A 7,727-nucleotide genomic window follows, 5' to 3' on the forward strand; every position below is an offset into this window, starting at 1 on the left:
CGCCGCCTGCGCCGCCCGCGGACTCCTCGGCTTCCTCCACTTCCTCGGATCCCTCCCGTGACTCCTTATTTGCCGAATCCACGGGGTCGTTGACGCCGCCCGGCCCGCGTCGGCGCGCGCTGTACGCCTGGGGGAGCGACGGCGGTGCGCCCGGCACGGACCGGGCCCGTCCCGCGCGGGTCCCCGGCGGGCGGGCACTGCCCGATGCCCAGCAGCTGGGCCGGGCCCTGCGCCCGCTGCGCAGGTCCCGTGACCACCCGCACCGCACCGTCACCGACGTCGAGGCCACCGTCCGGCTCGCCGCCGAGACCGGTTTCCTCGATGTCGTCTCCCGCCCGGAGCAGGAACGGCGCTGGTCGGCCGTGCTGTTGGTGGACTGCTCGGCCGCCATGCAGGTATGGGGGCCGCTCGCTGCCGAACTGCGCGCGCTGCTCGCCCGGAGCACGGTCTTCCGCTCCGTCCGGATCCAGCGGATCGACCCCCGGCACCCCGCCGGCCCGGTGCACCGGCGGCGGTCCGCGGGCGCGTCGGTGACCTTTCTGCTCACCGACGGCACCAGCCCGGGATGGCGCAGCCCGCAGACCGTCCGTGCCCTGACCGCGTGGGGCAGCTGCGGCCCGCTGGCCGTCGTGAACCCGCTGCCCCGGCGGCTGTGGCGCGGCACCGCCCTGGACGCCCGGCCCCGGCTGCTGGCCGCGCCCGCCGAGTTCGGTGGCCTCGGCCGGCTCCTCGTCTGCGACCCGCTCAGCGGTGAGCGCGACCCGGAGGCGGAGGGGGTGCTCGCGCTGCCCGTGCTGCATCCGACCGCGTCCGCGCTGGAGCAGTGGGCCGGTCTGCTCACCCGCCCCGGAGTGCCGCATCTGATCGACACGGTGCTGCTGGACGAGCTGCCCGGGCACCGGGGGCCGGACCGGCCCGAGGGCAGCGCCGAGGAGTTGCTGGCGCACTTCCGCGGCGCGTTCTCCCCCGAGGCCTACCGGCTCGCGGTCCGCCTCTCCGCCGTCCGCCCGCTGACCACCCCGCTGATGCAGCTGGTGCGCGCCGCCACGATGGGCGACGCCGGCCCCACCCATGTCGCGGAAGTCCTGCTCGGCGGCCTCCTGGAGCGCACCGACCGGGCCCGGGACACCTCCGCCGCACACACCCTGGACCGCGCCCTGGGCGCACCGCCACCGGGCCCGGCCACCGAGCCCGTCTACGACTTCCGCCCCGGCGTACGGGAGTTGCTGTTCAGCGGGCTGGGCGCGGAGGCGGCCGTGGAGGTCGTCGAGGCGGTCGGCCGGTCGCTGGAGCCGTACATGGGACGGCTGCCCGACTTCCCGGTCCTGATGGGCGACGAGGACGGGGAGCTGCGGCTGCAGGCCTCGGCGCGGGCCTTCGCCGTCCTGGCCAGCCCGGTGCTGGAGCGGTTGGGGGGCGCGGTGCCCGGCCCGCCGGACCGTGTGGTGCCGTCGCAGCGCCGCCCCGAGCCGGCGCTCCCGCGGCTCGACGGGCAGCTGTCCGCGCCCGCGCGCCGGGCCGTCCGCCTGCTCGCGCTGGCGGACCTCGCGGACACCTCGCCCGCCGGCCTCCCCTTCGGCGCCGCGGCCGCGCTGCTGGACGAGGCCGCCCCGCGGGCCCGTGCCCTGCTGGACGAGCTGGTGGCGGCCGGCGCCCTGCGGGAAACGGCCGCCGACCGCCACCACTTGGCCGACGAGGTGCGGGGCCCGGCCCGCGAGGCCGCCGGGCGCGAGCTGCCGTCCGCGCCGCGGGATGCGGCGCTGTCGCGGCTGCTGACCTGGTATCTGGCCGTGGGCCGGCAGATGTACGCACTGCGGTACCCCGGTGAGCGGATGCTCCAGGACCTGGCCCGGGTCCCGTCCCCCGGCCCCCTGCCCACGACGAAGGACCGCACCAAGGCCCTGGCCGCCTGGGCCGAGGAGCTGCCGCGGCTGCTCGCCCTCGTCCGCCGCGCCGTGGTCCGCTCCCCGCGGACCGTCCGGACCGCCGCCGACCTCCTGCTGCTCGCCGGGACGACGGCGGATTGCGGGGCGCTCTCCGCCGCCTTCGAGCCGGCCGCCCGGACCGTGGCGGCACGGGCGGCGGGGGCGGGTGACGCCCGGGCCGGGGGCCGCGCCCGGCTGGCGCTGGCCGAGGCCTGCCTCGCGCTGGGCAGGGCCGACGAGGCCGAGGCCGAGGCGCGGCGTGCGGCGGAGCTGGCCGACCGCTGCGGGGATCCGCTGACCCGCTTCCGGGCCCCGTATGTGCGCGGGATCACCGCCCTTCAGCAGGGGCGGCACGACACCGCGGAACGGCATCTCACCGCGGCATGGGAGCAGTGCGGGCGCCGCGGCGACGAGCTCGGCGAGGCCCTCGTCCTCGGCGCGCTGGCCCGGCTCTGGGCGGCGACCGGGAACAGCTACGAAGCGGTGCTGTTCGCCGAGCGGGCCATCGGCCTCCACCGCGGCGCCGGCGGCGGCTCCCCGCGGCTCGCGCACGGCCACTACGCCCTCGCCGCGGCGCTGTCGTCGGCCGGCCGGCCCACCGACGCGCTCCGTGAACTCTCCCGGGCCATGCCCCTGTTCGAGGAGGACCGGCAGCGCCTGTGGGCGGGGCGTACCCGCTGCCGGATGGCCGAGGCGATGGTCGCCCTGGTCCGGCCCGGCGAGGCGGCGACGGCCGCCGCGGACGCGGCGGAGCGGCTGCTTGTGCCGGGCGGGGAGCGGTGGCGGGCCGACGCCCTGACCGCAGCGGGCCATGCCCAGACCGCCCTGGGGCACAAGCAAGGGGCCCGGGCACACTGGCGCGAGGCGCTCGCCGTCCTGGAGGAGTTCGGCGCCCCGCAGGCCGTCGAACTCCGCGCGCTGCTCCGGGAGAAGCCGTCTCCGTCGGCGGTCGGCCCGCACCGCCCGGGGCTCTCGCGCGCCGCGGAGACCGCCCGCACCGGCACGACGCTGCGCGATCTGACGGCGGCCGTCCGCACCCTCAGCGATCAGCTACGACTGCGGGACGCGGACGGGGAGCCCGGCCGCCAGCCCGCCGACCCCGCCGGCTCCGTCGCCCCGCCGGGCACCCAGGACACCCCGGGCGCCCCGGACTCCCTGGGCTTCCGGGACATCCAGGGTTCCCTGCACTCCCTGGAGGCCGAACTCGCCGGCCACGTCCGGGACATGGAGCGGACGGGCCGGGCGCCGCGCGCCGGACTGGAGCGCCTGCGCGCCGCCCTGGAGACGCTCACCACCTCCGACGCGCTCACGGCGGCGGAGCCCGGAGCAGCCGAGGCGGTCACCGCCGTCCGCACCCTCGGGCGCCGCCTCACGCGGTAGGCGCGCCGCGCCCCGAACCGCTGACCTCGCGCAGGAACTCGCCCAGTGTCGCGGTCAGTTCCGCCGGGGCGTCCTCCTGCACGAGGTGTCCCGCCCCCTCGATCAGTCGGAGGCGGGAGCCCGGAATGCGGGCCGCCAGTTCGCGGCCCTTGGCGGGCGGGATCCAGGTGTCCCGGGCGCCCCAGCAGATCAGCGTGGGCAGCGCGATCTCGCCGTACCGCCCCTGGATCTCGTCGGTGAACCGCTGGTCGTTCTGCCCGATCTGGCGGTAGAACGCCGGCTGCCCCTCGTCCGTGCACCAGGGCTCGACCAGCCGGTCGAGGACGGGCGGGGGCAGGCCGACGTGACTTGCGGAGGACACGTACTCCCGCACCAGCGCCCGGTGGAGCTCCGGCGGCAGCTGCCCGAACACCTCGCGGTGCGCCCCCAGCAACCGGTAGGCGGGCGAGCCCCAGGGGGCCAGCGCCACCGGGTCGACCAACACCAGCCGTTCGTACCGGGCGCCGTGCAGCAGATGCGCCCGCAGTGCGACACAGCCGCCGAAGTCGTGCGCGACGACGGCCGGCCGGGACCGGTTCCCGGCCAGCTCCCAGTGCTCCAGCAACTCCCCGAACACCCGGGCCTGCGCGCCGAGCGACACATCCTGCCCGGCCCGCTGCTGCGAGGCGCCGTACCCCGGCATGTCCCAGACGAACACCCGGTGCCGCGCGGCCAGGACCCGGGCGACACCGCGCCAGACGTACGACGAAAACGGCGTCCCGTGCAGCAGGACCACCGCCGGCGCCTGCGCCCGCCCGGCCCCGAGCACGGCCCACCGCACCTCGTCGCCCGACGCGGTGCGGAACGTACGGTCCAGAAGCCAGTCGGTCATGACCGTCAGGCTAGTGACTCCTTACCTGGGTGTCGAGGGGTGTGGAGGCGCGTCGGGGGGTACCGGCGGACCCGCGGTGGGCCCCGCACGGCGGTCGGGACGAGCGGATCCCGCACCCCGCCCGCGGCGAGCGCACCAGGGCCCCGCCTCGCGAAGCTTCCGCGCGCGGCGGATGCGCCCCCGGAGCCCGTCGTGCCAGCTCGTAGAATCGTGGGCACCATGGTTTACCTCGACCACGCCGCCACCACCCCGATGCTCCCGGAGGCGGTGCAGGCGATGACCGCCCAGCTGACCGTCACCGGCAACGCGTCCTCGCTGCACGCCGACGGCCGGCGGGCCCGGCGTACCGTCGAGGAGGCCCGCGAGTCCCTCGCCGCCTCCCTCGGCGCCCGCCCGAGCGAGATCGTCTTCACCGCGGGCGGCACCGAGGCCGACAACCTCGCGGTCAAGGGCCTGTACTGGGCACGCCGGGCCGCCGACGCGTCCCGTACCCGGGTGCTCGCCAGCCCCGTCGAGCACCATGCCGTCCTCGACGCCGTGGAGTGGCTCGCCGAGCACGAGGGTGCCCGGGTCGAATGGCTGCCGGTCGACGCCTACGGCCGGGTGCGGGCCGCCGCGCTGCGCGAGGCCATCGCCCGCAACCCCGCCGACGTCGCGCTCGCCACGGTCATGTGGGCCAACAACGAGATCGGCACCGTCCAGCCGGTCCGTGAACTCGCCGACGTGGCCGCGGAGTTCGAGATCCCGCTGCATGCGGACGCGGTGCAGGCGGTCGGCCAGCTGGAGGTCGACTTCGGCGCGTCCGGGCTCGCCGCGATGACCGTCTCCGGCCACAAGATCGGCGGCCCGTACGGCATCGGTGCCCTGCTGCTGGGCCGTGAGTACGCCCCGGTGCCGGTGCTGCACGGCGGCGGCCAGGAGCGGCAGGTACGCTCCGGCACCCTCGACACCCCCGCCATCGCCGCTTTCGCGGCCGCCGCCCGGTGCGCCGTCACCCGCCGCGCGGACTTCGCCCGCGACATCGGCGCGCTGCGTGACGACCTGGTCAAGGCGGTCCGCGCCGCCGCCCCGGAAGCCGTCCTCGGCGGCGACCCGGACCCGGCCGGCCGGCTTCCCGCCAACGCCCACTTCTCCTTCCCCGGCTGTGAGGGCGACTCCCTGCTGCTCCTCCTGGATGCCCAGGGCATCGCCTGCTCGACGGGCTCCGCCTGCACCGCCGGCGTCGCCCAGCCCAGCCATGTCCTGCTGGCCACCGGCATGTCTCCAGAGCTCGCCCGCGGCACCCTGCGGTTCTCCCTGGGCCACACCTCCACGGCCGAGGACGTGGCGGCCCTGGCGGCGGCCATCGGCCCGGTCGTGGAACGCGCCAGGAGCGCGGGGCTGAGCTAGGGCCTGCCCGATGGATCAGGGTCGGAAGGGCCCTGGGGCCGCAAGCGGCAGCTCGGCTTCCGCCCCCCGACCCGCCTCCTCCCGGGAGCTCAGATCTGGAGCCGCGAGTGCACGTGGTCGTGCACATCGTCCGCGTGCTCCAGCGCCGCGGAAATGGCGACACGGACCCCGGCGGTCGACGTGTCCAGCGACATGCTCGGTGCCCCGAGGTTGATGTCCAGCGCGGCAACCTCGGGGAGGTGGGGCAGATGGAGCCATCCGGTGCGGGTCGCGAGGCCGTGGGTGGCGACATGGCGCAGCACGCCGTACATGAGGTGGTTGCACATCAGCGTGCCCGGCGCGTCGGAGATGTCGGCGGGGATGCCGGCCGCACGCATCGCCAGGACCATCGCGCGCAGGGGCAGCGTCGACCAGTACGCCACCGGGCCGTCCGGGTCGGTGAGGTCGCCCTCCAACAGCCGCCCGCTGTTGTCGGCGACCCGGTAGCGGGCGGAGTCATTGAAGTTCTGGGCGATGCGCTCGACGGTGATCATCGACCTTCCGCCGTACTCGCCCAGCATCAACACCAGGTGTGGAGCAGTCCGGTTGACGGCCTCGGCGACGACGTCGATGCAGTCGAACCACCTGCTCGGTGCCACCAGCCCGGTGATCGTGGCACCGTCGAGTTCCGTACCGTCGAGCGCTTCGGCGACGCCTTGCGCCGGGTTGATCGGCGTCGTGCCGTACCGCTCGAAGCCCGATACCAGCACTTTGGTCACTCGTCACCCTCCGTCCCCTCAGCGCAGGCGGGCGGTGCCGTTGGCGGTCACGTGCTTTTCAGGGTATTTGCGGCACTTCTACCCCGCCAGCCGGGCATTAGCGTGGGCCATCAAGACCTCCGGTTGTGGTGAAGACAGGCATCTCCACTACGCCCGGAGGCCCCTTCTTGATCAACTACGGACGCGAGTCACCAACCTCATGGCCAAGTACATCTAGCCGTCCTCCCGGCCGGGAAGTGGCGCCCCCTGGAGAAACGCTCGGTAAGCGTCTGCGGCGTCATCCTCCACGGCGGGCCCCTCCGGTCCGTACCGTGTGTCGCTTTGGTCGCGCTCAGGGCCGGAGAGCCAGAATTCCTCACCGGTTTCGACGTCGTAGAAGTTTGCGTCGGACAAGCCGAGACCCGTAGCGCGCCGCAGCGTCCGCCCGTGAAAGTAGGCGGTCTTCCAGCTCTTGGAGAAGTCCACCCACCCGATCCACGAGGGTCCGCGGTCGGTGCCGTAGCCCGTTTTGAGCTGCACGAACATGATTCTGCAAGGCATCGCCCCAGCTTGGCCGATGCGCGACCGCCAGCAAACCGAATTCCTGTACCTCTCCGGTGAGCTGAACGAAAGGATCTGAGGGCCGCCCCGCAACTGCTCCCGCGGTGTTCCTGTGGGATCAGCCCGGCCCCGGCTGTCCCTTCCGCAGGGGCGGCCGCTCCGTCGCCCGTGCGCCCCGGCGCAGCTCGGCCCGGACCAGCCGCAGATAGCGGTCCCAGTCCCAGTGCCGCCCCGGGTCGGTGTGATCCGTCCCCGGCACCTCCACATGCCCCACGATGTGCTCCCGGTCGGCCGGAAAGCCGTAGTGGCGGCAGATCCCCGCCGTCAGCCGTGCCGACGACGCGTACATGGCAGCGGTGAACGACTCCGGCCGGTCCACGAACCCCTCGTGCTCGATCCCGACGCTCCGCTCGTTGTAGCCGCGGTTCCCGGCGTGGAACGCCACATCCAGCTCACGGATCATCTGAGCCACGTGTCCGTCCTTGCGGACGACGTAATGGGCGCCCGCCTCGTGGTCCGGATCCTGGAAGACCTTCAGCGCGGTCGCAAAGCTGCCCTGGACGACATGGACGACCACCCGGTCGATCTCGTAATCGGCCGGCCGGTCCGCCCGCCGGTAGTTCTCCGGGGACGCCGCGACCCACTGCGCGCCCCGGAAGTCGACCTCGCCCGCCGTCCGCGGCTTGTCGTTCCCCGGCAGCCGCCACCACCAGTGCGCCAGCTCGTCCCGCGCCGCGAGGGCCGCGGCCCCGGCGGCCACCACTGAGCCGCCCCCGATCCACAGCGCCCGCCGTCGCGTCACCCCGGGCGCGGCCAAAGCGACACACGGTACGGACCGGAGGGGCCCGCCGTGGAGGATGACGC

6 protein-coding genes are annotated in these 7,727 nt (G+C 75.0%); 2 read left to right on the forward strand and 4 right to left on the reverse strand.

Features of this window, described 5'->3' with window-relative positions; translation table 11 throughout:
• The coding region (locus EST92_RS31270; RefSeq protein ID WP_275540907.1) for an SAV_2336 N-terminal domain-related protein at nt 1-3,305 on the forward strand (3,305 nt) is incomplete at its 5' end.
• Here the strand turns inward: EST92_RS31270 and EST92_RS29940 are convergent.
• A complete protein-coding gene (locus tag EST92_RS29940; RefSeq protein WP_129283828.1) occupies nt 3,295-4,176 on the reverse strand; it encodes an alpha/beta hydrolase in 882 nt (293 codons plus the stop codon). The two genes, EST92_RS31270 and EST92_RS29940, sit on opposite strands and share 11 nt — an antisense overlap.
• A gap of 219 nt (nt 4,177-4,395) precedes the next feature.
• Here EST92_RS29940 and EST92_RS29945 point away from each other — a divergent pair, with 219 nt between their 5' ends.
• Nucleotides 4,396-5,565, forward strand: coding sequence for a cysteine desulfurase family protein (locus EST92_RS29945; protein ID WP_129283829.1), 1,170 nt, complete (start codon nt 4,396-4,398; stop codon nt 5,563-5,565).
• A gap of 89 nt (nt 5,566-5,654) precedes the next feature.
• Here the strand turns inward: EST92_RS29945 and pcp are convergent, their stop codons facing one another.
• From pcp to EST92_RS29960, 3 genes are all read right to left on the reverse strand, one after another.
• Nucleotides 5,655-6,323, reverse strand: a complete 669-nt coding sequence (gene pcp / locus EST92_RS29950) for a pyroglutamyl-peptidase I (RefSeq protein WP_129283830.1) — start codon at nt 6,321-6,323, stop codon at nt 5,655-5,657.
• 213 nt (nt 6,324-6,536) lie between these two features.
• Nucleotides 6,537-6,848 (reverse strand): hypothetical protein, encoded by a 312-nt coding sequence (locus tag EST92_RS29955; protein WP_216849141.1) that lies wholly within the window; start codon nt 6,846-6,848, stop codon nt 6,537-6,539.
• Nucleotides 6,849-6,981: 133 nt separating this feature from the next.
• Nucleotides 6,982-7,680: an N-acetylmuramoyl-L-alanine amidase gene (locus EST92_RS29960; protein ID WP_343283820.1), complete on the reverse strand. Its 699-nt coding sequence runs from the start codon at nt 7,678-7,680 to the stop codon at nt 6,982-6,984.
• Nucleotides 7,681-7,727: the final 47 nt, after the last annotated feature.

This window comes from Streptomyces sp. TM32, from assembly GCF_004122755.1.
GTDB classification, from domain to species: domain Bacteria; phylum Actinomycetota; class Actinomycetes; order Streptomycetales; family Streptomycetaceae; genus Streptomyces; species Streptomyces sioyaensis.

Bases quoted from the DNA above. Each gene is read 5' to 3' on its own strand.
- EST92_RS29940 (WP_129283828.1), bottom strand. From the start codon at position 4,176: ATGACCGACTGGCTTCTGGACCGTACGTTCCGCACCGCGTCGGGCGAC.
- EST92_RS29945 (WP_129283829.1), top strand. From the start codon at position 4,396: ATGGTTTACCTCGACCACGCCGCCACCACCCCGATGCTCCCGGAGGCG.
- EST92_RS29955 (WP_216849141.1), bottom strand. From the start codon at position 6,848: ATGTTCGTGCAGCTCAAAACGGGCTACGGCACCGACCGCGGACCCTCG.